The following is a 23,739-nucleotide window of genomic DNA, read 5'->3' as shown; positions in this document are numbered from 1 at the left end:
GCAGCTCGAATATCTGGGCGTTAAAAGGAAATAAAATGGATGTTAAGGTGATATGCAAGGATGACAATCTTTACTTTAAGCTGGGTATCATCGAGCTGATTAAAGAAGCCTTTCTGTTCAGTGCAAATGTGGATTTTTTAACCGGGTTTGACAGTAATAACCTGGCGAAAGCGGACATTATTATAATCAACTTCTCGCAATGGCGACTTCATTTGTGTCAGCCTGCGTACCAGTACAGAAAAAAAGGCTGCCTGCTATTGGTGTTTACCGATCAGCCTGACAAAATTATCGCGGAAGAACTGCCAATATGCTACCAGTCATTGACGGTGATCTCATGGAGCACAAGTGTAAAAAATGTCAGAGATAAGATCACCAAAGCCTGGCTGCTTGCACACGATGAAAGTTCGCACGGATTTCATTCATCAGATTGTGCACGTTGCAATTTTTCGCGGATTTCATTAGTCCAGTTGCAGGTCATGAGTTTCCTGAAAAAAGGCAATGACGCTCAGCATACAGCAAAATTTCTTGGTCTTTCCGTCAAGACTATCTATGCACATAAGTATAATGTTATGAAAAAATTTAATATCAAGGGAGATTATGAGTTTCACTCATTTCTTAATGCTGTTTCTTTACTGGAATTATACAAAGGGATAATAAAAGATGAATAGACAGGATACCCAGCTAAATTCACACTCATCTGTCTGGTGAATAGGTGAAATTTTTATAGATGATAACTATCAGAAGCCTCTGTAGAGCCAAATTCATGAGGCTCTTAATATTTCTGTGAGAATCCTTCATGAAACATCCTTCTCAAAATGCCCCTCGCTGGATAAAGTTTCCTTTCAGCGCCGCTATGGCTATCGTGTTTATAATGATAATCGTTTTATTTAGTTACCTTTATTGCAACTATGCGGCGGCGGCGTCATTGAGAACGGAGCCTTATACTGAGATTACCCACTCCCGCTCGGTATCTGAGGCATACGCAAAAGTAATTCTTTATCGGGTAGATGATGATAACTCGCCTGCGTCAAGAAAAGTGGTGAGCATTTTTATCAATAAGCAATATTTCACCAGCATTCTTCCCCGCAATCGTGCAGTCGAGCTCATTCTCTGCCCGGGCGCTATCGCGCTCGATATTTCAGTTGGTCAACTGGATAAGCGTCGTTTCGGACAATCTGAAAATATTTCGGCGACATCCCTGACGTTGCAGGCAGGAAAGCGTTACTTCAGTCAGATTGTTTTAAACAAACCGGATAAAATGACGGCTCAATGGGTTTCGGCGAGCGAAGCAGATAGGGCGCCGTTTAGCCTTAATCCTCAGTTGCTGACGCTCTCGGCCGTCGCCCCTCAACACTGCCAGCCATAAGCGCTGAGACGGATTGAGTGGGCCTTAACGACGTTATAAAACGACATCTGTGTTGATATCACTGCGACTGATGGGCTGGTAAGCCTGAAAATCCTCCGATAACGAACCTGACAGGATGTTAAAAAACGCTAAATGTCGCGCCTGCCGGTATCCGTCAATGCTGGATACTGCGGCTTTGATCAGAATGCGTTATGTATTGTTCTGAGTCTGCAGTCAGAATCCCTTTCCTGGATGCCTGCACTATCGGTGTAACTGCGGCGAAGGCCCGATGCTGCAGCAGTATTGACCTCTGCACTACCCGCTGATGTCTATCCGCAACTACGATTCAATAAAAAAATCGGCTACGGCAGCGCCACTGGTCAGCTTCATCGGCCAGGCTGCCGTTTATCGATAACAGTGTGGCAAAATCATTCTCATGCCCCTTTTTGACCGTCCAAAGCCGGCGAGTACAGGTACCGGGCTAACATGCCCGACTGTTGCCGAAATAATAACCGGCAAAACAAAGCCAGCTTCAGGGCTGGCTTTGTTGGTTCACAGCAGATCACTGACTGCACGATAACGTGCTAAGCCCTGGTACCTGTCTGGCTGGTCAATATCGTGCTGGGTTTTACTGTTCATGTTTAGTGTTTATCGATCAACCGCTCTTCATTATCATCAGCGGAAGCCGCAACATTGTTGCGGCTTCACGGGTTGACGATCAAAAGTTAAAGCGATAGCCGGCATTGACCTGACGCTGATTGAAACGACTGCCGTCAACGCTATCGGCTTCCAGAAAGAGGGTATGATTGCTGCGCTCAGCACTGATACCAATGCCGTTATTCCAGCCGGTTCCCTTAAAGGAGATTCGCTCATCAGAACCATTCAGTGCATACTTCGCATCACCTGAAAACTCACGCATCATGCCGGTTTTAAAGTACCCATTAAACTTATAACCACTTTGAGTAATCTCATAACCCGCCAGCAGACTGCCCCGGCCAATCACAGATTTATAACCAGACAGGTCGATCTTCAGTCCATTAGAGGCACGTAGCGAGCTGCCGTCCTGATGACCCGCCGTCAGCTGCAGCTGAGGTTCCAGGTAAATACCGTTGGCGCTGTCTGAGAAGCTGAATTTTTTTCCGGCTTCCAGTGATGCGCTGTAACCGGACGAGACGCCCGTTCCGGACACACGGTTATGCTGCGTATCGTTGACGCTGAACTGATTTTTAAGCCGGTTGAATTTAATGACGCCATCGAGATAGTAGCCGCTGTCATTTATCCAGGTGCTGTAAAGGCCGAAATGGCTGGAGTGGGTTGCACCCTTGCCGCTTTGATAGTGTGGAGAGCCGTCTGTTGCTCCCATAAACAAACCCAGATAAACAGGGACTTCATCAGCAACACGTTTGTCTGCGCCGAACTGATAACCGCTATAGTTCATACTGAAATGACTTAACTTGCCGCTGGCAAAACCGCTAAAGCGACCATCAATACCACGCAGCCATACGTTGCCGGTGGTTTTACCCTGGCGTACATCGCCCATCCGTTGCATCAACGTTTGGGTTTCGGCGTAATTCAGTAAATAACCAATATTCAGGAAGTTTGCACCGGCATTAGCACTGCTGCTGATCACTGTCGGGCCGCTGGTTGCCGGCGGTGCTGCTGGAGCGGCGGGTGAAGCGCTGTCTTCACCCACTGCCGGTGGAACTGGCTCTGCTACTGGCGGCACGGCTGGCGATGCTTCGCCATTATCGGCTGGCGGAGAAGGCTCTGCTACTGGCGGCACGGCTGGCGATGCTTCGCCATTATCGGCTGGAGGAGAAGGTTCTGCTTCAGGCGACTCTGCCGGGGGAGCGGGTATCTCTTCCGGGGGGACGACTTCGACTTTTGGCGCGGAAAGCACCCAGTCGGTGCCCTGTTGGTTAACGGTGTAGACATAACCACCCAGTTCAACATCTGTGTCTCCTTTGAAGGTCGCGACGCCATCGGGCGTTTCAACCACGGTCAGCACTTCGTTACCGGTCGTGGTGGCGCTGCCCCGGTTTTGGATGAATAAGGTGTAATCACCCGCGCTGCTTTCAGTCACCACAACCTTATCGCCAATATTATTGACGCCATCTCCCTCCCCGACCAGATCGGTACGTAAGGCAAAATCGCCGTTGCCGCTCAGGTTAGCAACAGTAAGAGTGGAGTAAGCGTCGACGTCGCTGGCTGCGGTCATGTCGATCAGCGAATTATGCATTTGCAGGTTATCCAGCTCAGAATTGCCGGCTACCAGCCACTGACTGTCGGTCAGATTGACGTTAAGATGACCCTCATTGACATGGTCGCTGCCAGCACTGCCTGACCAGCGCGAGCCGGAGGCAAAATTGAGATCGATTAACCCACCTTGCGATATCACGCTACCGGTAATCGCCATTGTTGCGTCAGCGGCAATCACGCCCGGCGCATAGCCATCATCATGCTGAGTGGCGATCGCAACCCCTTCCGGCGAACCCATATCAACGGTTAAATCGCCGTGAAGATTAATCTGCCCGCCGCTTAAGGCGTAAACCCCGATGGTGCTGTCCGCTAATCCGGTGATGGTCAGGTTCTCACCGTTAATCTGCCCATTGATTGCCAGCAAGCCAAACCCGGAACTATTGACACTATTAATGGCAATGTCGGTATTCAGCAGATTGACCATTGAGCCTGCAGACTGCGATAAAGCGCCGTATAAGCCCGCGGATTTTAGCGTGTTCCGTTCTTCCCCGGTGCCAAAAAAATTCAGAACGGCGTGCTCACCCATCGCCACAATTGCACCGGTTTGAGTCGAGGAAATGGTACTGCCCGCGCCAACGTCGGCGACCCCGTCTTCCCTTACGGACAGGCCTGCGGCTTCCACTCCGGAGGTACTGATGGTCAGATGATCGGCGGTTAAATTACCCAGGCTCCAGATCCCCGCAGAGATATCACCTGTAGTAATGATGTTGGAATGGCTGCCAAGGTCTACTGAACTGTTTGCCTGAATATTAACCCCATTAGAGCGTTCGCCCAGCGTATTAATCGTGAGCTGATTGGCCGTCAGTAATGGCAGGCTGTCTGTAGCCTGGCCGGTCGCCGCATCAATCTGAACGCCGTGGCTGTTAGCGCCGTTTGTCTGAATGGTGCTGTTATCTCCTAAGCTGACCTCGGTGCCGTAGCCGGAAACATGCAGGCCACGTCCGGCAGTACCCTGAGTGACAATTAGCAACTTCTCCGCTGTCAGGCTGGAGCCATTGCTCACCGTTACGGCATCAGCGAATCCATTGCCGGTTCCGACGGTAGCCACCGAACTGCCGGTACCTAATTCAGCGTGGGAATGCTTACCCGCCAGCTCAAAGCCGTTGGCTGTTTTGCCCGATACACTGACAATGAGTTTATCCGCAGTAAACTGGCTCTCCGGGCCTCTTAACACGATGCCCTGGGCGATATGGTCAGCATCGGTAACGCGGACGGTGCTGCCAATGCCTGCATCAACGGCCGCAGTGGTTCCGGTCGGCACCAGAATGCCGTAAAGTCCGCCACTGCTGATTTTGTCGCCCATCAGGATGGTGCCGTCTGGCAGGGAAATATCGCTGCCGGTCTGGCTTCCGATTATTGCCGCAGTGGTCGGGGCGGGCATAACGCTGACGCCACTGGCCAGCATTAGCATCTTCGCGATCTTGCTCATTCTAAATTTATTATTCATAGCCGTAACTCTTCCTTAAGATTTTATTAATGACCCTAATTCAGCGCTGTTAGTCCTGATATCAGCAGAGGGATATTAAGCAGAATGAATGAGCAGACCGAGCGAATACCGGCCAGCTCAGTTGAAGTTAGTAAGTTGATTACCTCATTTTTAACCAACGTGACAGGATTATGCCGGGCAGAATCGAATTGTGTAAAGGAGCTGAGATTGCCGGGTTTTACCTTCTGAAGGCGGCAGTGTTCGCCTCTGAAAAGGATCTCCTTTGAAAATTAAGGCGATGCGACAATTGTCGTCAGGATATAGATGTTAAATAAATTCACCTGCATTCTTTTTTGATTATGCCTTTTTGCGGTTAATCCGAAATTCGAAGAAGAATATCTGACGTTATAGCAGATTGTTTATAATGAATTTAATTGGAAGCGCGCAAATAAACCCAATGCTTTTTCGACAAGTAACGCCTTATTGCAGGCTGGGAATGAATGAAGTCATTAACGTTTATCGATTAAATGATAAGCCGGGCAGGTAACCATTCCCCAATCATTGAAATGATTTTAAAGGCTGAGGAAAACGGATCAAGGTGAAGTTCATGCGGCGGCACTAATCAGTAATTAATAGACATATTAAAAAACCGACGCAGTTATAATGGCTAATCGCGCCGCTAACGAGTGATTTGACCGCCGTTAATAGGATTAGCCGGCACCCGATGTCGCCCGAATATGATGATTATCATTCATCGGCAAAAGCGGAACACTGCAGGTTGTGTATTCAGACGAAAAGATGAGGCGTTGCATAAAAGGTAAGCCGTACGGGTTAATGGGTAGCGGCAGGTTGCAATTGTGCGGGCAGCAGCCAGCGATAGCGGTTGTGATCGGACGCTTGAAATCGATCATAGCGACGGATTGTTACACCCCTGCCGGAACCTAAAAGACTGAGAATCTGGCGGATGTTGTTCTGTCTCTTAGGTTCCGGCAGAAAAGTAAATTCACTAGCCGGATTTGTCGGTCCTGGCACAGAGAACATCTGGTTTTGCGTGATCAATATGGGTAGCTAATTGACATGCCGCCAGGCTTCGCTGGGCACTTCAGTGTAAATTTTATTCATTGCCAGTTCGGCTCGGCGGTGATCGTAAGCACCTTCGAAGCAAGCACGATCTTCTATTGGTACACCTTTGCGCATATAGCTGGTCGCAATATCAAGGATGTCTTTACTTGGGCAATTTCGTAACTGTAATAAATAATCAATCTTCTTCATAAACCCTCACTTGAAAAGATAAAATTTTGGCCGTCTTAGTTGAGGCGTCAATTATCAGGCTGGCTGGCGGTTAACAGATTTGTAAGCTGATCGCGTTTGCCCGGCCAGAATGATGTCACCGGGTTAAGCATCAGGATCAGCAGAGCGCCAGGATAAATCAGCTGCGTATCGCGGTCGGGCCGCTGTTGCATCGAACCCATCCTGCTGACTTTCAGACTCACAATATTACTCTCCTCGTAAAGTGAAAGTGCCCATAAAGGCGTAACCCTTGAGTGGGTTTATCATCCTGGCCTTATCTGCTTACTGCATGCTGAGCTATCGGTGTCTGTTGTGGCGCAGTTCAGGACGGAAATATCCGACTGTTTGGAAAATTCTGATGCAGATCGGTCAGCGTCGCTATTATCAGACATTTTAAGTGCTAAAAAATTTGATGTTAGCCGCTATAATGGGTTTGATTGGTTATTTATTGAGCAGGTTGGTTTGGGAGAAATAATATTTATGACTGTGTGTTATTTGCTCTAAATAGGTATTTAATTGTAATTAAAGATTATTTTAACCAGGTTGAATTACCGCTGATTTTACAGTTAACCCGATATCAACATTCAATGAATAATAAAATAACGGCTGTTCCAAAAGTAGTCTGAAAAAGAGGAAGAGTGAAAGGCCAGAATAATGCTCTGGCCGGAGCACGCCTTGTATTGGCTGGCCGGGGCTGAATCAGGACAGGTAAACCTGCGGTCGCCATCCTGACCGTTTACCCGCCGGGGAGTCTGGAGGTTAAGACAGCGGCTGTCGAATGTGTGTGGTCATCACCTGATGCCTAAACGCTATTTTCAGAGGTGTAAATGACGAACTCAACTTTGCCGGCAGTGTAGACTTGTGGTTTCTCTCCCTGCTCCAGATAGTTGAGCATCAGTTGCAGCGCCAGCTGCGCGTGTTGCCGGGTGTTCTGATCCAGCGTCAGGGCGAGACTTTGCTGCGCCAGCAGCGTGCGGGTGGTGGAATAAAGTTCATGGGCGATCCACACGCACTGATTAAGACGACGATGACGCGCCAGCGCCTGGCCAATTTCGGTATTGCCCAGACCTGTATTGTAAATACCCAGCAGGTTGCCGCCCTTGATCAGCTGTTTTTCCAGCAGTTTGCTGATGACATCGCGATTTTCCTCCGCTGCCAGCTCCTCGCGCAAATGAAGATGCGGAAAACGCGCGCTCAGCACATCCCGAAAGCCGTCGATTCGCTCCCGGTGCGCGGTGTAATCCATCCGTCCACTGACCATCAGTACCTCACCCGGCTGTTGCAGCATTTTGCCCATCAGTTGTCCGGCGGTGCGTCCTGCTTTGTGCTGGTCTATACCGACATGGCAGAGCCGGGCTGCGTCAGGCAGGTCGGTCACCAGCGTAATTACCGGCACACCACGCGCCTCACAGTGCGCCAGCGCAGCGTAAATCGCCGGATGCGCATGCGCAAACACCATCAGACCGTCCCGCGTTTCGCTGCCTGTCATAATGCGCTGTGCCAGTCGCTCATGCTGCGCTTCCGGGACAAAGGTACGGTGCAGCGTCACCCGCTGATAGCCCGGATGCATTGCCGCTTCAATAAAATCCTGCGCCAGCTGGCGGAAGAAAAAAGCATCATTGCTACTGATTAACACCTCAATCTGCCACGGCTGGCGATGCTCTTGCGGCAAAATACGTTTCAGCCCGCTGTCACGCGCCGCCTGCAGGACTTTACGCACCGTCAGGGGAGAGACGCCACCGCGCTCGTTTAGCACCCGATCCACGGTCGCCAGACCCACACCCGCACGCCGGGCGATCTCTTTCAGCGACATTCTTTTCTCCCTGAGGTAAAGACCTCAACAACGCGATGTCACCAGTGTAACCAGCAAGGCTAAGCTGCAAAGGCCGCTTTCCGCTGGATTATGATGGAGTTCAAATAAATGAATAAAAAGCAACGTGTTGCCCTGTTGGGCTGTGGATTTATAGGTGAAGTACATGCCGCCAATCTGCAGGCCCATCCGGCGACTGAGCTGGTCCTGGTGACCGATCCCGATAGCGCGCGCGCCGCTGCATTTGCTGCGCGTTTTGCTGCTCACGCCGCGCCAGTCAGCCAGGTAATGAACGATGACAGTATCGATATGGTACTGATCGCCAGCGCGACACCGACCCATGCCGATCTGCTGGTGGCGGCGGCGCGTGCCGGCAAAGCGATCTACTGTGAGAAACCTATCGATCTGTCACTGGAACGCGCCCGCCGGGCGGTGGCGCAGGTGTTGCCCTGTAATGTGCCGGTCACAATCGGGTTTAATCGCCGTTTCGACCTCAGCCACCAGCAACTTAAGCAGCAACTCCGGCAGGGCAGAGTCGGGCCAGCCGAGCTGATTCAGATGGTCTGCCGTTCTTCTGATATGCCGCCGCTGGCCTATCTGCAGGCGTCCGGCGGACAGATGCGCGATCAGGCGATCCATTTTTTTGATCTGCTACGCTGGCTGACCGATGACGAAGTGACGGAAGTGGCCGCCATGGGCGCAGCGCTGGCGCTGCCTGCCATCAGCGAGTTTGCGGACGTGGACACCAGCATGCTGCTGCTGCGGCTGCAGCGTGGCGGGCTGGCGCAACTGGATAACGCCCGGCGCACCGGCTACGGCTACGATGAGCGGATCAGCGTGATGGGGCCGCTTGGTATGCTGGCGTCCCGCAGTCAGCAGCAGCAGGGCGTGACCTGCTATCAGCGCGAGCAGATCCAGCAGCCCGGGTTGCTGCCCGACTGGCTCAGCCGGATAAAGGCGACCTGGTATGCGCAGCTGGATGCGTTTGTCCGTTCGCTGAATGGCGAGAGGGTTGACGATCTGCCTGGGCTGGAAGATGGTCTGCAAGCCCAGGCGATTGCTGAAGCGGCGGTGATTTCGCTGGCCGAACACCGCTTCTGTCGGGTTGAAAAAGTGTCGATCTAATCCGGATCGGCAGGACGATCTGCCTGCCGGTCAGCCAGTAATACGTTGCTGAGGTTACCGTCTGTCACCCCTGCGCCATTAACGTAATAACAGACTCAGCCCGCGCTGCGGATTATCCCGTCCCGTGCCGCCTCGGTGAGTTTTCTGCTGCTGGGAAATGGCCTCGGTTTACTGGCCCGCCCGGAACGTGAAAGCGCCGATGAAAGCCAGAATGTCCGCGATCTTGAGGCGCATTACATGTCGCTTTACAGTGCGGAAACCCTGGCGGATACCCCGGGCGCTCCCGATCTGCTGCAACGTGGACTGGATCGCACCCGGCTCGATTTGGGCATGCAGATTACGCCACAGCAGCTGCACCTGCCGCAGGCTGAGCTGAAAATGGTGCGGATGCTGCGCTATGAACGCACCTCAATTGCGCAGATTGCCTGGCTGCAGGCTGATTTCGGCGCCGCTGGCGCTCTGTATCTCGCCCGAATCCCAGGCAAGCCACGCGGTTTAGCGTGAGCAGCGCCACGGTATGCAGCTGGCCTGGTGGGCCGATCAGCGACATCAGTTTGTCCTGATCGGCCGTAATCCACCGGGGCAACTGGCCGCCATTGCTGAAACATTACGTTCAGCGCTGCGCGGAGGCTGATTGGACAGCAGTTACAGCGGGGGTTTGGTCTGAGCGGTGATGGTGAGGGCTATCGCCACGCGGTCATCGACTATTCCGACCAGCCGGTCAACCCGGAAGGCGGTGCGGGATATCGCGGTGGTAGCATGCAGCGTCAGCGATTGTGATCCAGAGGTGAGCGGCTGGCCACCCTCCAGCGTCGCCAGCATCACCACCGGCCGGCTGACATCTTTCACCGTCAGGATGCCAAAGATCCGGTATTCCCCCGCTCCCAGCGCCGCAACCCGGCTGCTGACGAAGCGGATCCGCGGATAATGCTGCGCATCAAAGAACATGTCATTTTTTAGCTGCCAGGTTAATAAGGCGTTTGAGGCGACCAGCGTATCGACGGGAATGTACACCTCAACACGATCGTCCCTGTCCTGCCCGGCGTTGAGCGTCACAGTGCCGGTCACGCCTTCAAGATGCGCCTGTGAAAAGCGGTGGCCAAAGGCACGCCACGACAGCCCGATGGCGGTCTTATCGGTGGCGATGAGGTAGGTCACCGGCGCGGCGTGAAGCGACGCGCTTAAGAAACAGCTCAGGCTTAACAGACAGGCGATGCGGATCATCAGATGGTTCTCTTTATATGTGCAGCTAAGGTGTTAACGTCTGTCGGGCGGAATGTATTCATTTTATCGCACGGCCAGCTTTACTTTTGATTGAATAAAACTGGCCAGCAGTAAACGGTTGCAGCGCGAATACCGTTGTTGCCCGGAATCGCGCCTGACCAGTATCCCTGCTAAAACAGCTGACCTGCAGGTAAAAATCTGACGCTAACACAGTGGCCCTCAACCCACGATCAGTGCGTGAGTAAACCGGTGTGGCTAATATTAAGAAAACCTTAAGCCGATAACATTTATTCTGAAATTATTTTCCCGTGCGCGTTACAGCAGTTTTTAATTGCACTTGCGTGTCGTGATTATTTTTATTTTCATGAAAACAAACGATTTTTAATCGGTTTTTGGTCATTGATTCAATTTGATGGCAGAGCCGTTAACCCACCTGATACTCATCGATTATAAACCTGTTGTCAATAAGACGAAAAGAGTGAAATCGATATAATTATTAATATTAAATAACTGAACTTTTCCGAAAATGATTAAATGAAACTGTTTTTATTTTATTGGATTTAACCCACTTCATTTAATGTTCAGTTAACTTTTGTGCGTTAGCGTGTATCACCAGTCAGATATTTTTAATTTGTTAAAAGATCGACGCGCGCTCTTTAAAAGGGTGCCAGCGGGAGATGCGCTATTTCCTCGCTATTACTGGCGTTGCGCATGATTAACCGTGCGTGCCTGTTTATTGTGTAGAACTGCAGGAGCTTCACCATGGCATTTTTGCCTTTTTCACGCCCCGCGTTTGGCGATGAGGAACTGGCCGCCGTAAAAGCGGTTTTTGACTCCGGCTGGATAACCACCGGCGAGAAATGCGCCGAACTGGAGCAGGCATTTATTCAGCTGACCGGCAATCAGCATGCAATCGCCGTCAGTTCGGCGACGGCGGGGATGCACGTCACGCTGATGGCCCTCGGCATTCAGCCGGGCGATGAGGTGATTACCCCATCGATGACCTGGGTTTCCACCCTCAATCTGATCACCCTGCTTGGGGCAACGCCGGTGATGATTGATGTCGACCCGGATCATCTGATGGTGATGCCCGAACAGATTGCCCACGCCATCACGCCGCGCACCCGCGCCATTATACCGGTGCACTATGCCGGTGTGCCGGTGGATCTGGACCCGATTTATCAGCTGGCGCGCCAGCACGGCATTGCGGTGATTGAAGATGCCGCCCATGCGGTCGGCACCACCTATCGCGGCCAGCATGTCGGACATCAGGGCACCGCGATTTTTTCCTTTCATGCGATTAAAAATATCACCTGCGCGGAGGGTGGGCTGGTAGTGACGGATGACGCCGCGCTGGCCGATCGGATCCGCAGCCTGAAGTTTCACGGCCTGGCGGTTGATGCCTTTGATCGCCAGACTCACGGCCGCCAGCCGCAGGCAGAAGTGATGATGCCGGGCTTTAAATACAACCTGCCTGACATCAGCGCCGCCATAGCGCTGGTGCAGTTAAAAAAGCTGCCGGGTTTTATCGCGCGCCGCAGTGAGATTGCCCGGCGCTATCTTGATGCCCTGCAGGCGCTGCCGTTCACGCCACTGTCGTTGCCCGACTGGCCGCATCAGCATGCGTGGCACCTGTTTATTCTGCGCATTGATGAGTCGCGCTGCGGACTGTCACGCGATGCGTTTATGCAGGCGCTGAAAACGCGGGATATAGGATCGGGACTGCATTTCCGCGCTGCCCATACCCACAAATATTACCGTGAGCACTTCCCGCAGCTGCGGTTGCCTGCCAGCGAATGCAACAGCCAGCAAATGTGTTCAATCCCGCTGTTCCCTGGCATGACCGATCAGGATGTGGAACGGGTGATCGCGGCGTTGCATGACATTGCGGGAGCCTGCGATGCGTGACGTAAAACCTATCAAGCTGCTGTCCGTGGTTATCCCGGTCTACAACGAGCAGCAGAGCCTGCCTGAACTGATTCGCCGCACCTGTGCAGCCTGTGATCTGCTGGAACTGGAGTATGAAATCCTGCTGGTCGATGACGGCAGCAGCGATCGCTCAGCAGAGGTCATCGAACAGGCGGCAGCCCGTCCGGGTAGCCCGGTGATTGGGGTGCTGCTCAACCGTAATTATGGTCAGCACTCCGCCATCATGGCGGGCTTCAGCCACGTCCGCGGCGACCTCATTGTAACGCTTGATGCCGATCTGCAAAATCCGCCGGAAGAGATCCCGCGGCTGGTTGACGCCGCCCGTCAGGGCTATGACGTGGTCGGGACCGTGCGGCAACAGCGGCAGGATAGCTGGTTCCGTCGTCAGGCTTCCCGCACCCTGAACCGGCTGATCCAGCGGGTGACCGGCCAGGTGATGGGCGATTATGGCTGCATGTTACGCGCCTACCGTCGTCATATTGTCGATGCGATGCTCAACTGCCACGAACGCAGCACCTTTATTCCGATACTGGCTAATACCTTTGCCCGCCACACCATTGAGCTGCCGGTCATCCATGCCGAACGGGCGTTTGGCGACTCGAAATACAGCTTCATGCGGCTGATCAACCTGATGTATGACCTGGTGACCTGTCTGACCACCACGCCACTGCGTTTACTCAGCGTGGTCGGCAGCCTGATTGCGCTGACCGGCTTCGCTTTTTCCCTGGTGTTAATTGTGCTGCGGCTGTTCTTTGGTGCAGCCTGGGCGGGCGACGGCGTTTTCGTGTTGTTCGCCGTGCTGTTCATGTTTATCGGCGCGCAGTTCGTCGGTATGGGCCTGCTCGGTGAGTATATCGGGCGTATTTATAACGATGTCCGGGCGCGTCCGCGCTATTTCGTTCAACGGGTTGTTAAGGCTCCGCAAGCGCCTTCAGTTCAGCCATCAGTAAAGGAAAGTTCCCTATGAAGACCCTCGTTTTCGCCTACCACGACATGGGCTGTGTTGGTATCACGGCGTTGCTGAATGCCGGCTATGAGATCGTCGCCATTTTTACCCACAATGATGAGCCGACCGAAAATCACTTTTTCGGATCGGTGGCGCGGCTGGCGGCTGAACAGGGTATCCCGGTCTATGCCCCGGACGAGGCGAACCACCCGATCTGGCTTGACCGCATCCGCACGCTGGCGCCCGACATGATTTTTTCGTTCTACTACCGGCACCTGCTGAGCGACGAGATTTTGCAGTGCGCCCGTCATGGCGCGTTTAATCTGCACGGTTCGCTGCTGCCAAAATATCGGGGCCGGGCACCGCTCAACTGGGCGTTGATCAACGGCGAACGCGAGACCGGCGTCACCCTGCACCGGATGGTGAAACGGGCCGATGCCGGTAATATCCTGGCGCAGCTGCGGGTGGCGATTGAGGATCAGGACACGGCGCTGACCCTGCACCGTAAACTGTCGGCGGCGGCGGCGCAGCTGCTGAACGATCAGCTGCCCGATCTGCGTCACGGGCCAGTCAGCGAATGGCCGCAGGATGAGAGCCAGGCAAGCCGGGTCGGACGGCGCACCGCCGAAGATGGCCGCATCGACTGGCATCAGTCGGCGCAGGCACTTCACAATCTGGTTCGGGCGGTAACCGATCCCTGGCCGGGTGCCTTCGCCTTTGCCGGCTCGGTAAAATTTATCGTCTGGAAGAGCCGGGTTCACCCACAGCAACACCACGCCAGGCCGGGCACGGTGCTGTCGAAACAGCCTTTTCTGATCGCCTGCGGTGACGGTGCGCTGGAGATCCAGACCGGGCAGTCTGAGCATGGTGTCTACATGAACGGCAGCCAGCTGGCGCAAAGCTTAGGAATGGTGCCGGGTGCGCTGCTCTACTCACAGCCGCAGTCGGTACTGCAGCGCCGTACCCGGGTGCTGATCCTCGGCGTAAACGGCTTTATCGGTAATCACCTCACCGAACGGCTGTTACAGGATGACCACTTTGAGGTTTATGGTCTGGATATCAGTTCTGATGCTATCAGCCGTTTTCTCGATCATCCACACTTTCACTTTGTCGAGGGGGATATCGCTATCCATTCCGAGTGGATTGAGTACCACATTAAGAAATGTGACGTCATTCTGCCGCTGGTGGCGATTGCGACACCGATCGAATACACCCGTAATCCGCTGCGGGTGTTTGAGCTGGATTTCGAGGAGAACCTCAAAATCATCCGCGACTGCGTGAAGTATCAAAAGCGCATCATTTTCCCCTCTACCTCGGAGGTGTACGGCATGTGTACCGACGCCAGCTTTGATGAGGATTGCTCCAGTCTGGTGGTCGGACCGATTAACAAGCAGCGCTGGATCTATTCGGTATCAAAACAGCTGCTGGATCGGGTGATCTGGGCCTACGGCGAGAAAGAAGGGCTGCGTTTCACCCTGTTCCGTCCGTTCAACTGGATGGGACCGCGGCTGGATAACCTCAATGCGGCGCGCATCGGCAGTTCACGCGCCATCACCCAGTTGATCCTCAACCTGGTCGAGGGTTCTCCGATCAAGCTGATAGATGGCGGCAGGCAGAAGCGCTGCTTTACCGACATTCAGGATGGGGTGGAAGCGCTGTTCCGGATTATCGAAAACAAGCAGCAGAACTGTGATGGCCAGATCATCAATATTGGCAACCCGGATAACGAAGCCAGCATTAAAGAGCTGGCAGAGCAGCTGCTGGCCAGCTTCGAACGTCATCCATTGCGTCACCAGTTCCCGCCGTTTGCCGGTTTCCGTGAGGTGGAGAGCAGCAGCTACTACGGCAAAGGCTATCAGGATGTCGAGCACCGCAAACCGGCGATCCGCAACGCGCGCCGGCTGCTGGGCTGGACGCCGACCGTGACGATGGATACCACCATCGATAATACGCTCGACTTCTTCCTGCGAACCCTTGAGCAGCAGGCTGATCATCGATGAAAAGGATCGGTCTGCGGATTGACGTGGATACCTGGCGCGGCACGCAGCAGGGCGTACCGGCGCTGCTGGCGCTGTTCAGGCAGCACGCCATACGCGCCAGTTTTTTCTTCAGTGTCGGACCTGACAACATGGGACGCCATCTGTGGCGTCTGATCAAACCGGCTTTTCTGTGGAAAATGATGCGTTCGCGCGCCGCCTCGCTGTACGGCTGGGACATCCTGCTGGCCGGCACCGCCTGGCCGGGCAAGCCGATTGGCCGCGGCCTGAGTCGCATTATGCAGGAGACGGCCCGGCAGCATGAGGTCGGGCTGCACGCATGGGATCATTTTGCCTGGCAAACCTGGGCCGGTGTCTGGCCGGAAGAGAAACTGATTGAGCAGTTAGCCCGCGGCAACGAGACGCTGAGCGAGATCCTTGGTCAGCCCATCAGCTGCTCGGCCGCCGCAGGCTGGCGCGCCGACGGGCGGGTGATGGTCGCTAAACAGCACTTTGGCTTTCACTACAACAGCGACTGCCGCGGCAGCGGCCCGTTCGTGCCGATCCTGCCTGACGGGCAGGCCGGCACGGTACAGATACCGGTCACGCTGCCCACCTGGGATGAAGTGGTGGGCCGACAGGTCAGTGCGAACGGTTTTAATGGCTATATCCTCGAGCAGATGCTCTCCGCCGGGGAAACGCCGGTTTATACCATTCATGCCGAGGTGGAAGGCATTGTCGGCTATCAGGACTTTGCCACGCTGCTGACGTGGGCGGGCCGCAACGGCATTGAGTTTTGCCCGTTAAGCGCGCTGTTGCCTGCCGATCTCTCAACCCTGCCGCGCGGCAACGTGGTGAGAGGCGAAATTGCCGGGCGGGAAGGGTGGCTGGGCTGTCAGAAACTGATTGATGAGGTGAAAGAGCCCCGATGCGGATAACCAGCAAATGGCTGCTTTTTTTGGGTTTTTTTGCCCTGTATTACCTGATCCCGCCGATGTTTCGCGATCTCTGGCAGCCGGATGAAACCCGCTATGCTGAGATCAGCCGCGAGATGCTGGCGACCGGTGACTGGGTGGTACCGCATTTTTTCGGCCTGCGCTATTTTGAAAAGCCGGTGGCGGGCTATTGGGTCAACACGCTGTGCCAGTGGCTGTTTGGTCACACTCTTTTTGGCGTGCGGGCCGGATCGATAATCACTACCACGCTGACCGCCGCGCTTATTTACTGGCTGGGCAAACGGCTGTTTGATTCACGGCGTACCGCGGCGGTGGGTGCGGTGATTTTCCTCAGCTCTCTGCTGGTTTACGGCGTCGGGACCTATGCGGTGCTCGATCCGATGCTGATGTTGTGGCTGGCGGCTGCGATGTGCAGCTACTGGCTGGCAACCCAGGCTGACGCGCGCACCACCCGGGTCGGTGGCTACCTGCTGCTCGGCCTCGCCTGCGGTATCGGATTCATGACCAAAGGGTTTCTGGCGCTGGCGGTGCCGGTGCTGGCGATTCTGCCGTGGGCGATCTGGCGTCGGCGGATCGCTGAACTGCTGTTCTATGGTCCGCTGGCGGTGCTGGCGGCGGCGGCGATCAGCGCACCCTGGGCGCTGGCGATCTGGCATCAGGCGCCCGATTTCTGGCACTACTTCTTCTGGGTTGAGCATATTCAGCGTTTTGCCGAACCGAATGCGCAGCACAAAGCGCCATTCTGGTATTACCTGCCGGTTTTACTGCTGGGGACGTTACCCTGGCTGGGACTGCTGCCCGGTGCGCTGATGACGGGCTGGCGCGAAGGTCAGCATCAGGTTGCAGCACGCTATCTGCTGAGCTGGACGGTGATGCCGTTGCTGTTTTTTAGCCTGGCAAAAGGCAAGCTGCCGACCTATATCCTGCCCTGTTTTGTGCCGCTGTCGCTGCTGATGGCGCACTACGGACTTCAGACGGCGCAACGGGCGGGGCGGGCGCTGAAGATCAACGGCTGGCTGAATGCCCTGTATGGCGTGGTGATGCTGGCTACTTTGCTACTGGTGCTGGCACCGTGGAGCCTGACACACCATCCGCTGTTTGCGTCGGGTGAAAACAGTAAACTGGCGCTGGCGGCGCTGGCGTTCCTTAGCTGGTCGCTGATCGGCCTGTACAGCACCCGTTACGCCAGCCATCGCTGGCAGGCAGCGGCGCTTTGCCCGTTAGTCGTTGCGCTGACGATCGGCCCTGTGATGCCGGATAAAATACGTGACGCCAAACAGCCACAGCATTTTGTGGCGGCAATCAGCGATCGGCTGGCCGGCAGCCGTTATATTCTGGCGGATAATCCGGGCGTCGCCTCGGCGGTTGCCTGGCATCTGCGGCGCAGCGATATCGGTTTTTATGACCAGAAAGGCGAACTGGAATATGGGCTGAGCTATCCGGATGCGCAATCCCGCTTTGTCAGCGAGGCCGCCCTGGCCGGCTGGCTCACGGCGCATCGCCGTATCGGCAGCGTGTCGTTGCTGTTGCTGGTTGACTCGGTGCACAGCGATATCGCAGCGGCGATCCCGGTACCGGATGCGGTTTATCGTCAGGGCAGGCTGATCAGCCTCTATTATGGGCAGACTCCCTGATGGTGCTGCTGATTGTGCTGGTGAGCCTGCTCAGCTGCAGCGCGCAGCTATGTCAGAAACAGGCCACGCGGGTCAGCGGTTCCCGGCTGGCGGTTACTGGCTGGCTGGCGGGCAGCGTGCTGCTGCTGGGGATCGCCATGATCCTGTGGCTGGCAGTATTACAGCGGGTGCCGGTCAGTCAGGCGTATCCAATGCTGAGCCTCAATTTTATCTTTGTTGCGCTGGCGGCGCGCATCATCTGGCGTGAGCGCCTGACGCTGCGCCAGATCGGCGGCACGCTGCTGGTGGTGATTGGGGTGACGCTGATGGGCAGCCAGCTATGAAAAGATACGGCTGGATAACGGCCAGCGTGCTGCTGGTGTCAGCGGCCCAGCTGATGATGCGCTGGGCAATGCCGCAACTGCCCGACCTGCATAGGCTGAGCTGTTGCGGCAGTCCGCTGGCGCTGCTGCCCATTCTGCTGCTGCCCACCCTGTCACTGACGGTCGGGCTCGTGGCCTACGGATTGTCGATGTTGTGCTGGTTACGGGCGTTGCGCTGTTTTCCACTCAGCCGGATCTATCCGCTGCTGAGCCTGAGCTATGTGCTGGTGTGGCTGGCGGCCGTCAGCCTGCCGTTTTTCCATGAACCTTTTAGCTGGCGTGGGCTGGCAGGTATCGCGGTTATCATTCTCGGGGTAACGTGTCTGCTGCTGGAGGAATAAAATTTCCGCCAGCCCGGCCGCTCGCGTCACCTTATCGCGATCGGACGACCACGGACGCTTATGCCGTCTGACCGGGCAGCCCCGTGCTGCTCTTTTCCCGCATATTTTCGGTGGGGAAAGCTGTTCCGGGCCGTTCCCACCATGCTCTAATCTTTAACGCCCGAATACCCTTTCCCGGCGTCCAGCCTGTTGTCCCGACAGCAGCAATGCGATCGCATTGTGACTCTGTGATTATCATTTTCACTGACAACGTCACTTTCATTACTCTTTTCACCTGAGCAATAGCGTTCTCTGGCTGGCGAAATTAGCATTTCCGTGTTAAATCTGCTTTTTATTATCATTTTTAATCTTCTGATAAAGGATTTAACCGATGCTGGTCGGCTTTAAAGCGCTGTCTGAACGTTATGCTATTGAACTGGCGCAACCGCTGCGTGTGGCGTCCTTTATCGGCACTGTACGATCCCGCCACGAGAATCAGGGGCAGATAGAGAACCGCTATCCGCCGAGCTACCGCCCGGAAGACGACGTTGCCGGTCACTTCGCCTTTGGACTCAAATATGAAGAGATCCATCTGGAATTTTTTGCCCGCCTGTTTGCCGCTATCGGCCCCGAACCGCTGGAGAACTGGTGCCGCCGCGAACCTTACGGACAATATGCCCGCCGCGCCGGTTTTTTCTATGAGTGGCTAACCGGCGAGACGCTGGCGGTGCCGGATGTAACCAACGGCGGCTATGTGGATGCGATTTCCCCGAAGGCCTACCTGACCCGCACCAGCCTGAAGCGGTCAAAGCGCTGGCGCATCAATGACAATCTGCCTGGCAGCGTTGATTTCTGTCCGATAATGCGGCGGACAGCCGCCATCGAACAGGCGCTGGCTTTTGATCTGAAGAGCGCCCTTGCCGAGCTGGATAACGCGTTTGGTGCCGATATCCTGCTGCGTACCGCCAGCTGGCTGACGTTTAAGGAATCCCGCGCCAGCTTTCTGATTGAAAAAGAGGCCAGCCAGGCCGATCGTATTCAGCGATTCGCCCACGTCATTGCGCAATATTGCGGCCAGCTTGACGATCCGCTCAGCGATGCCAGTCTGCACACCCTGCAGCAGGGCATTCTCGGTCACGATGCGCTCGGACTGGGGCTGCGCCGCTCGCCGGTATTTGTCGGCCAGGCGACAATGCGCGAAGACATCGTCCATTACATTGCGCCGCAGTTTAGCGATGTTCCGCGTTTTATGCAGGGCCTGAAAGCCTTTGAGCAGGCTACGCGCGGGGCAGAACCGCTGGCGCGAGCCGGCGTGATCGCTTTTGGTTTTGTCTATATCCATCCGATGCGCGATGGCAATGGCCGCATCCACCGCTTTTTAATCAACGATACGCTGATCCGCGACCACGCCGTGCCGGAGGGCGTTATTCTGCCGGTCTCGGCCACCATCACCAGTTCAATCGATTTCCGCGCCGGCTATGATCGCACGCTGGACGTTTTTTCGAAACGGCTGATGCGCCGCTACGCCGGCAGCTATCGGTTTGCTGAACTGATCACCTATGAAGATGGCACCCTGAGTAACTTCGTTTTCACTGACTACGACGATGCCCGTTTCGCCTGGCGTTATCCCGACCTGACCGAACAGGTGTTGTATACCGCCCGGGTGGTCGAACATACGGTGCGAACTGAAATGGCAGATGAGGCCAGAGTGCTGGTGATTTTTCAGCGGGCACAGGAGCGGTTGAAAGAGGTGATTGAGATGCCCGACCAGGACGCCAGCCGCATCATCCGCTCGCTGAAAGAGAATGGCTGGCAGGTTTCCGGCAAACTGAAAAAGGCCTTCCCGCAGCTTGATGACGCCGAAAAAGCCCAACGGATTGTCGCAGCGGTCAGATCGGCCTTTGAGGAGCCGGTGCGCTAAGCGGCACCGATCGCACTACCAGGCCATTAACTGACCGGCTGGGCCTGTCGGTTAAGCGTCAGATTCTGACGCTGGATGCTCTGGAAAATATTGTCCTTCAGCCAGTCGGTAGAGGATTTTTTGCCGCTGCGTTGGTGGGAAAAGATTTTTACCGTAAAAGGCGGCGCGTGGAAGGGCAATCTGAAGACTCTGACCTGCGCGAGCGGGGCAATTTTACCGGCGACAAAGGAGGGGATGGCCATCAGCAATTCACTCTCCGCCACGATGTGCGGCGAACTGAGCATTGACGGGGTTTTGAGGGCGATCCGCCGCGTCAGCCCCAGCCGGGCAAGATGCGTATCCAGCAATCCCTTTTTTTCATTCCACGGCGTCACTACCAGATGGCCGGCGGCCAGATACTCCTCCAGCGTCAGGCTCTGGCGATGGATGTTACCGATCACCACGAATTCATCACTGAATAAATCCACCTCTTCCAGATCCTGATGCCGGACATCATCCGGCTCGCTAAAACTCAACGCCAGGTCAACCTCACCGGCCAGTAATTCGGTCAGTGCCGGATTGTGGGGCAGGTGACAAAGTTCGAAATTCACGCCGGGCGCGCTTTTTTCCAGCGCTTTGATCAGTTCCGGAAAGATACAAAAGGCGGTGTAGTCGGTTACCGCAACCCGAAAAGTTTGGCTGCTGGTTCCGGGATCAAAGGGCTGTACCGGGCTGAGATGCTGATTGAGCACCGCGAGGGAGGCAGCAATCTGCGGTGCCAGCTGGTGGGCAAAGACGCTGGGACACATCTTATGGCCTTCGCGATAGAACAGTGGATCTTTCAGGAATTCACGCAGGCGGGTTAAGGCGTGACTTAACGCAGAAGTACTCATGGAGAGCTCAACCGCAGCCAGCCTGACCGAGCGGTGGCGATAAACGGCATCGAAAACAGGCAGAAGATTGAGATCGAGACGTCTCAGTACATGATGCATGAAATTCACCTGTAATTGATTTTATTGCACTTAATTCATTAAAGAATAGCGATTATCCTTACGGGCATCAAACAGTACTGATCAGAGAATATTTATGAGCGTGATTATTCGCCAGGCCAGCCCGGAAGATACGGATGCCCTCTATAACATGATCAACGGCTTATCCGTATACAGCGAAGCGCCTTTGCAGGCGGTGCCGGACGTTGACGAAATCAGACACGCCCTGTTTGGATCTGACAGCACAGCAGAAGCCTATATTTGTGAAATTGAGGGCGTAATTGCGGGTTACTGCGTCATTTCGATGAGTTTTTCCACCTGGATTGGCCGCCAGAGCCTGAATATGGAAGACCTCTATTTTACGCCCGATTATCGCGGCAGAGGGGCGGGCAAAGCGATGCTTCATTATGTGGCGCAGCTGGCGGTCAGCCGGCATTGCAGCCGGATTGAGTGGAATGTGCTGGACTGGGATAAATCCGCTAAAGATTTTTATCAGAGTATTAACGCGCTTCCGCTGAGCGAATGGGTGCGTTACCGGCTGGATGGCCCGGCGCTGGAAAGATTTGCCTCGCGTGAGCTCAACTGAACCAATTTGTAAAAACCGACCGGTCCGCCCCGTGGCAGGATGACCTCAGCTGCCTCATCCTGAGCGCGGCCAGATGCACATCAGGGTAAAACAGTGCGGCGCTTTTACCCGGTGTTCAGCGCTTCAGCGCGTCAAAGGCGGAAAATGTAATGAAAAAAATATCAGCGTTGCTGGCTTCGGGCTCAGCACGGGCGATCGGTGCGGCAATTGCGGCGGGTGAAATCAGCGCGCTTGAAGCCACTGAATGGTACCTGGATCGTATTGAACGATTTGATCAGGGTAAAGACGGCATTAACTGCGTCAGAACCGTGTCCCGTCTGGCGCGGGAAGAGGCGAGACGTGCCGATGCCGCGCTGGCTGCCGGCCAGGCGGCAGGACCGCTGCACGGCGTACCTTATCTGATCAAAGATAATGCGTTTACCCTCGACGGCAGCTTTGCCTCGGCAGGTGCCCGTGCGCTGGCTGAGTTTATCCCGCCTTATGAAGCGACGGTTGTGGCGCGTCTTCGCGACGCGGGCGCTGTACTGCTGGGAAAAACTAACCTGACCGAATTTGCCGACTTCGTTGCCGAAACCATGCCCGCTGAGTTTAGCGGGGCGGGCGGCGTGGTCAGACATCCGCTGGGCGGGCGATACGATCGGGGTATGGGCTCCAGCGTCGGGTCCGCCGCGGCGGTGGCAGCCGGTTTTTGTGGGTTTGCTATTGGCTCTGAAACACAAAATTCGATTCAGGCTCCGGCGGTTCACAGTGCGATCGTCGGCTTTAAACCCACGGTGGGCCGCGTCAGTCGTCACGGCTTTATTCCGCTGGTGGCCAGCCAGGATTCGCCTGGTCCGCTGACCCGAACCGTAGATGACGCGCAATTGGTTTATCAGGCGATCTGTGGGGCGGATATGAACGATACCGCCACGCTTGCCGTGTTTCCGGCTGAAACGCAGCGCAATCAACCGCTGCAGGGGCTGCGAATCGGCATCCCGCGCCGCTTTATCGCTGACACGGTGCTGACGCCCGACCGCGAGGCCGTGTTTGACCGCCTGCTGCACGCGCTGGCGCAGGCAGGGGCGGTGATTGTCGATCCCTGCGATCTGCCTGCGGCAGAACAGCTGAATGGCGTACGCTCCTGCGTTTTTCGCGCGGAGTTTCGTGCCGGTCTCAACCGCCTGCTTATGGCACTTAAGCCGTGCGGCATGCGCTCTCTGCAGGACATTATCACGTGGAACAACGCACATCCGCACAGCATTCCTTATGGACAGTCTCTGCTTGAAGCGACAGATGCCGCGCCGGATCTTTGCTCATCAGCCTATATTGACGATCGGCGGCAGGACATTGCCCTCAGTCTGGACGCCGGGATTCTGGCTGCGCTGAACAACGGACCGGCAGATGTGCTGCTGTCGCCGATGTCGGCAGCGGCAAAATGCACCGGGAAAGCGGGCGCACCGGTGGTGGCGATCCCCGCAGGTGCAGATGCGGCAGGCTTGCCGTTCGGCGTTACGGTATACGCCGCACCGGGTCAGGATGCGACGACGCTGCAGGCTGCCAAAGCCATTGAAAGCGTCATCGGCAAACGTCTGATGCCTGCTGTCACTGAGATTGAGTCGCTGAGTCACTGATTAGAAAAAAACCGAACAGCAAAGGGCTACCCGTGGGCAGCCCTTTGCGCAA

At 55.2% G+C, this 23,739-nt stretch carries 19 protein-coding genes and 1 pseudogene; 14 read left to right on the top strand and 6 right to left on the bottom strand.

Annotated features, from left to right (window positions below):
- The first annotated feature begins 35 nt into the window (after positions 1-35).
- Positions 36-668 (top strand): LuxR C-terminal-related transcriptional regulator, encoded by a 633-nt coding sequence (locus tag AC6I8I_RS23620; protein WP_312056198.1) that lies wholly within the window; start codon positions 36-38, stop codon positions 666-668.
- A gap of 128 nt (positions 669-796) precedes the next feature.
- On the top strand, positions 797-1,366 hold the full coding sequence (locus tag AC6I8I_RS23615) for a hypothetical protein (protein WP_497828933.1): 570 nt from the start codon (positions 797-799) through the stop codon (positions 1,364-1,366).
- 697 nt (positions 1,367-2,063) lie between these two features.
- Here AC6I8I_RS23615 and AC6I8I_RS23610 read toward each other — a convergent pair.
- From AC6I8I_RS23610 to AC6I8I_RS23595, 4 genes are all read right to left on the bottom strand, one after another.
- Complete coding sequence (locus AC6I8I_RS23610; RefSeq protein ID WP_497828932.1) at positions 2,064-5,033, bottom strand: autotransporter outer membrane beta-barrel domain-containing protein; 2,970 nt, start codon at positions 5,031-5,033, stop codon at positions 2,064-2,066.
- A 1,065-nt stretch (positions 5,034-6,098) separates the two neighbouring features.
- Positions 6,099-6,302 (bottom strand): Hha/YmoA family nucleoid-associated regulatory protein, encoded by a 204-nt coding sequence (locus AC6I8I_RS23605; RefSeq protein ID WP_497828931.1) that lies wholly within the window; start codon positions 6,300-6,302, stop codon positions 6,099-6,101.
- Positions 6,303-6,349: 47 nt separating this feature from the next.
- A complete protein-coding gene (locus tag AC6I8I_RS23600; RefSeq protein WP_312056194.1) occupies positions 6,350-6,523 on the bottom strand; it encodes a hypothetical protein in 174 nt (57 codons plus the stop codon).
- Positions 6,524-7,122: 599 nt separating this feature from the next.
- Positions 7,123-8,133, bottom strand: a complete 1,011-nt coding sequence (locus tag AC6I8I_RS23595; RefSeq protein WP_497828930.1) for a LacI family DNA-binding transcriptional regulator — start codon at positions 8,131-8,133, stop codon at positions 7,123-7,125.
- A gap of 108 nt (positions 8,134-8,241) precedes the next feature.
- Here AC6I8I_RS23595 and AC6I8I_RS23590 point away from each other — a divergent pair, with 108 nt between their 5' ends.
- Both AC6I8I_RS23590 and AC6I8I_RS23585 read left to right on the top strand, forming a co-directional pair.
- Positions 8,242-9,255: a Gfo/Idh/MocA family oxidoreductase gene (locus AC6I8I_RS23590; RefSeq protein WP_312056192.1), complete on the top strand. Its 1,014-nt coding sequence runs from the start codon at positions 8,242-8,244 to the stop codon at positions 9,253-9,255.
- A 126-nt stretch (positions 9,256-9,381) separates the two neighbouring features.
- Positions 9,382-9,889: pseudogene (locus tag AC6I8I_RS23585) on the top strand (anti-sigma factor family protein); the annotation flags it as partial.
- Between the two features lie 11 nt (positions 9,890-9,900).
- Here the strand turns inward: AC6I8I_RS23585 and AC6I8I_RS23580 are convergent.
- Positions 9,901-10,479 carry a YceI family protein gene (locus AC6I8I_RS23580; RefSeq protein ID WP_312056191.1) on the bottom strand — a complete coding sequence of 193 codons (579 nt, stop codon included), beginning with the start codon at positions 10,477-10,479 and terminating at the stop codon, positions 9,901-9,903.
- Positions 10,480-11,241: 762 nt separating this feature from the next.
- Here AC6I8I_RS23580 and arnB point away from each other — a divergent pair.
- From arnB to AC6I8I_RS23540, 8 genes are all read left to right on the top strand, one after another.
- A complete protein-coding gene (gene arnB / locus AC6I8I_RS23575) occupies positions 11,242-12,387 on the top strand; it encodes a UDP-4-amino-4-deoxy-L-arabinose aminotransferase (protein WP_497828929.1) in 1,146 nt (381 codons plus the stop codon).
- Positions 12,380-13,375 (top strand): undecaprenyl-phosphate 4-deoxy-4-formamido-L-arabinose transferase, encoded by a 996-nt coding sequence (arnC, locus tag AC6I8I_RS23570; protein WP_312056189.1) that lies wholly within the window; start codon positions 12,380-12,382, stop codon positions 13,373-13,375. The genes arnB and arnC overlap by 8 nt, the downstream gene beginning before the upstream one ends.
- Entirely contained in the window at positions 13,372-15,354 is a 1,983-nt protein-coding gene (gene arnA / locus AC6I8I_RS23565; RefSeq protein ID WP_497828928.1) for a bifunctional UDP-4-amino-4-deoxy-L-arabinose formyltransferase/UDP-glucuronic acid oxidase ArnA, read from the top strand. Before arnC ends, arnA begins: the two co-directional genes overlap by 4 nt.
- On the top strand, positions 15,351-16,268 hold the full coding sequence (gene arnD, locus AC6I8I_RS23560) for a 4-deoxy-4-formamido-L-arabinose-phosphoundecaprenol deformylase (RefSeq protein WP_497828927.1): 918 nt from the start codon (positions 15,351-15,353) through the stop codon (positions 16,266-16,268). The genes arnA and arnD overlap by 4 nt, the downstream gene beginning before the upstream one ends.
- Complete coding sequence (gene arnT, locus AC6I8I_RS23555) at positions 16,259-17,920, top strand: lipid IV(A) 4-amino-4-deoxy-L-arabinosyltransferase (protein ID WP_497828926.1); 1,662 nt, start codon at positions 16,259-16,261, stop codon at positions 17,918-17,920. Before arnD ends, arnT begins: the two co-directional genes overlap by 10 nt.
- The gene (gene arnE, locus AC6I8I_RS23550; protein ID WP_497828925.1) at positions 17,920-18,243 is read left to right on the top strand and encodes a 4-amino-4-deoxy-L-arabinose-phosphoundecaprenol flippase subunit ArnE; all 324 of its coding nucleotides are present in this window, start codon (positions 17,920-17,922) and stop codon (positions 18,241-18,243) included. The genes arnT and arnE overlap by 1 nt, the downstream gene beginning before the upstream one ends.
- The gene (arnF, locus tag AC6I8I_RS23545) at positions 18,240-18,623 is read left to right on the top strand and encodes a 4-amino-4-deoxy-L-arabinose-phosphoundecaprenol flippase subunit ArnF (RefSeq protein ID WP_497828924.1); all 384 of its coding nucleotides are present in this window, start codon (positions 18,240-18,242) and stop codon (positions 18,621-18,623) included. Before arnE ends, arnF begins: the two co-directional genes overlap by 4 nt.
- Positions 18,624-18,993: 370 nt before the next feature.
- A complete protein-coding gene (locus tag AC6I8I_RS23540) occupies positions 18,994-20,523 on the top strand; it encodes a Fic family protein (protein WP_312760118.1) in 1,530 nt (509 codons plus the stop codon).
- A 26-nt stretch (positions 20,524-20,549) separates the two neighbouring features.
- On the opposite strand, the gene AC6I8I_RS23535 is transcribed toward AC6I8I_RS23540, so the two are convergent.
- Positions 20,550-21,494, bottom strand: a complete 945-nt coding sequence (locus AC6I8I_RS23535) for a LysR family transcriptional regulator (RefSeq protein WP_312056181.1) — start codon at positions 21,492-21,494, stop codon at positions 20,550-20,552.
- Positions 21,495-21,588: 94 nt separating this feature from the next.
- Here AC6I8I_RS23535 and AC6I8I_RS23530 point away from each other — a divergent pair, with 94 nt between their 5' ends.
- Both AC6I8I_RS23530 and AC6I8I_RS23525 read left to right on the top strand, forming a co-directional pair.
- Positions 21,589-22,077 carry a GNAT family N-acetyltransferase gene (locus tag AC6I8I_RS23530; RefSeq protein ID WP_312056179.1) on the top strand — a complete coding sequence of 163 codons (489 nt, stop codon included), beginning with the start codon at positions 21,589-21,591 and terminating at the stop codon, positions 22,075-22,077.
- A 149-nt stretch (positions 22,078-22,226) separates the two neighbouring features.
- On the top strand, positions 22,227-23,687 hold the full coding sequence (locus AC6I8I_RS23525; RefSeq protein WP_497828923.1) for an amidase family protein: 1,461 nt from the start codon (positions 22,227-22,229) through the stop codon (positions 23,685-23,687).
- Positions 23,688-23,739 lie beyond the last annotated feature (52 nt).

The organism is Pantoea sp. X-Soil-YNGN-775 (genome assembly GCF_059730575.1).
Note: the sequence above shows the minus strand (reverse complement) of the source record. Positions and strands in the feature narration are given on the sequence as shown.

Coding starts and splice junctions, on each gene's coding strand:
- AC6I8I_RS23590 (WP_312056192.1), top strand. CDS start 8,242: ATGAATAAAAAGCAACGTGTTGCCCTGTTGGGCTGTGGATTTATAGGT.
- AC6I8I_RS23530 (WP_312056179.1), top strand. CDS start 21,589: ATGAGCGTGATTATTCGCCAGGCCAGCCCGGAAGATACGGATGCCCTC.
- AC6I8I_RS23525 (WP_497828923.1), top strand. CDS start 22,227: ATGAAAAAAATATCAGCGTTGCTGGCTTCGGGCTCAGCACGGGCGATC.
- AC6I8I_RS23620 (WP_312056198.1), top strand. CDS start 36: ATGGATGTTAAGGTGATATGCAAGGATGACAATCTTTACTTTAAGCTG.
- arnD (WP_497828927.1), top strand. CDS start 15,351: ATGAAAAGGATCGGTCTGCGGATTGACGTGGATACCTGGCGCGGCACG.
- arnT (WP_497828926.1), top strand. CDS start 16,259: ATGCGGATAACCAGCAAATGGCTGCTTTTTTTGGGTTTTTTTGCCCTG.
- arnE (WP_497828925.1), top strand. CDS start 17,920: ATGGTGCTGCTGATTGTGCTGGTGAGCCTGCTCAGCTGCAGCGCGCAG.
- AC6I8I_RS23595 (WP_497828930.1), bottom strand. CDS start 8,133: ATGTCGCTGAAAGAGATCGCCCGGCGTGCGGGTGTGGGTCTGGCGACC.
- arnA (WP_497828928.1), top strand. CDS start 13,372: ATGAAGACCCTCGTTTTCGCCTACCACGACATGGGCTGTGTTGGTATC.
- arnB (WP_497828929.1), top strand. CDS start 11,242: ATGGCATTTTTGCCTTTTTCACGCCCCGCGTTTGGCGATGAGGAACTG.
- AC6I8I_RS23615 (WP_497828933.1), top strand. CDS start 797: ATGAAACATCCTTCTCAAAATGCCCCTCGCTGGATAAAGTTTCCTTTC.
- AC6I8I_RS23540 (WP_312760118.1), top strand. CDS start 18,994: ATGCTGGTCGGCTTTAAAGCGCTGTCTGAACGTTATGCTATTGAACTG.
- arnC (WP_312056189.1), top strand. CDS start 12,380: ATGCGTGACGTAAAACCTATCAAGCTGCTGTCCGTGGTTATCCCGGTC.
- AC6I8I_RS23610 (WP_497828932.1), bottom strand. CDS start 5,033: ATGAGCAAGATCGCGAAGATGCTAATGCTGGCCAGTGGCGTCAGCGTT.
- AC6I8I_RS23580 (WP_312056191.1), bottom strand. CDS start 10,479: ATGATCCGCATCGCCTGTCTGTTAAGCCTGAGCTGTTTCTTAAGCGCG.
- AC6I8I_RS23605 (WP_497828931.1), bottom strand. CDS start 6,302: ATGAAGAAGATTGATTATTTATTACAGTTACGAAATTGCCCAAGTAAA.
- arnF (WP_497828924.1), top strand. CDS start 18,240: ATGAAAAGATACGGCTGGATAACGGCCAGCGTGCTGCTGGTGTCAGCG.
- AC6I8I_RS23535 (WP_312056181.1), bottom strand. CDS start 21,494: ATGCATCATGTACTGAGACGTCTCGATCTCAATCTTCTGCCTGTTTTC.